Source organism: Kribbella jiaozuonensis, from assembly GCF_005233875.1.
Classification (GTDB): Bacteria; Actinomycetota; Actinomycetes; order Propionibacteriales; family Kribbellaceae; genus Kribbella; species Kribbella jiaozuonensis.
In genome coordinates this window covers 1-1,282 of sequence record NZ_SZPZ01000012.1, presented here as the reverse complement: position 1 = coordinate 1,282, position 1,282 = coordinate 1, and the positions used below count along the sequence as shown (strand labels likewise).

General features: G+C 65.9%; 1 protein-coding gene. It reads right to left on the bottom strand.

Features of this window, described 5'->3' with window-relative positions; all coding sequences use genetic code 11:
* Window positions 1-45: 45 nt before the first annotated feature.
* Window positions 46-1,229 (bottom strand): IS3 family transposase gene (locus tag FDA38_RS41995; protein WP_380092108.1). Its coding sequence is split into 2 segments (ribosomal slippage): window positions 46-959 and window positions 959-1,229, totalling 1,185 coding nucleotides; the frame shifts between segments, so codons are not numbered across the junction.
* Between the last annotated feature and the right edge of the window lie 53 nt (window positions 1,230-1,282).

Here is a 1,282-nt window from a genome sequence, read left to right as displayed (position 1 = left end):
GGTGGGCTGTGTCAAGGATTGTGGACGGTTGGTTGGGGTTGTTGGTTAGGCGGCGGTGGGGGTTTGGTGGTTGGTGAGGGCTTCGTGTGGGGTGCGGTAGCCGAGGGTGGAGTGGAGTCGTTGGCGGTTGTAGAAGACTTCGATGTATTCGGCGACTGCGGTTCTGGCGGCGGCTTGGGTTGGCCAGGTGTGGCGGTGGTAGAGGTCGTTTTTCAAGGCGGCGAAGAAGGTTTCGGCTGGTGCGTTGTCCCAGCACACGCCGGTGCGTCCGAGGCTGGTGCGGACGGCGTGTGTGCGGCAGTACTGGACGTACTGGCTGGAGGTGTATTGGGTGCCGCGGTCGGAGTGGAAGATCGCGCCGGGAGCGACTCGGTGTGCGTCGAGCGCCATTTGGAGCGCGTCGACGACCAGGCTGGTGCGGGTGTGGTCGGCCAGTTGCCAGCCGACGACCATCCGGGTGGCCAGGTCGATCACGGTGGCCAGGTAGAGCCAGCCCTGGCCGGTGCGCAGGTAGGTGATGTCGCCGACCAGCCGTTCGCCCGGCGCGCAGCTGTCCGGGGCGAAGGCACGCTCGAGGAGATCGGGTGAGTTGACCGGGTGGTCACCGGGCAGTGTGGTCCGTCGGTAGCCGCGTGGCTGCACTGCCCGCAACCCCAGGCCACGCATCAGCGCCGCGACCAGTCCCACGCTGCACGCATACCCGTCGCGGTTCAGCTGGGCAGCAACCCGCCGGCACCCGTAGGTCTGCCGGGACCGGTCGAACACCTGCCGGATCTGGCTGCCCAGGACCCGCCGCCTGGCACCGGCCACCGTCTCGGCCCGGTGACGCCAGGCGTAGTACGACGATCGCGGCAGCGCCAACAGATCGCACATGAACACGATCGGGTAGTTGTCCTTCTCCGCCTCGATCAACCCACACCGTGCGGCTACCGAGAGGTCCGGGCGAAGAAGGCCGCGGCTTTTTTCAAGAACTCGTTCTCCATCCGCAACCGGCGGATCTCGGCCTCCATCTCCTCCACCCGAACCCGCTCCACCGGCCCCGCCGGCTCCCGCGCACCACCCTGCGCACCAACCTGCGCACGCCGGAACTCACTCACCCACTTGTTCAAAGTCTTGCGCTCCACACCCAAATCACGCGCAACCTCTGTCACCGTGCGGTCCGACTGAACCACCAACTGCACAGCCTCTGCCCGAAACTGCGCACTAAACCGCCGACGCTTCTCGGTCATAAACAGATCCTCCTCGCTCCAGAGCACCTGTCCAACAACCTCGATACACCTCA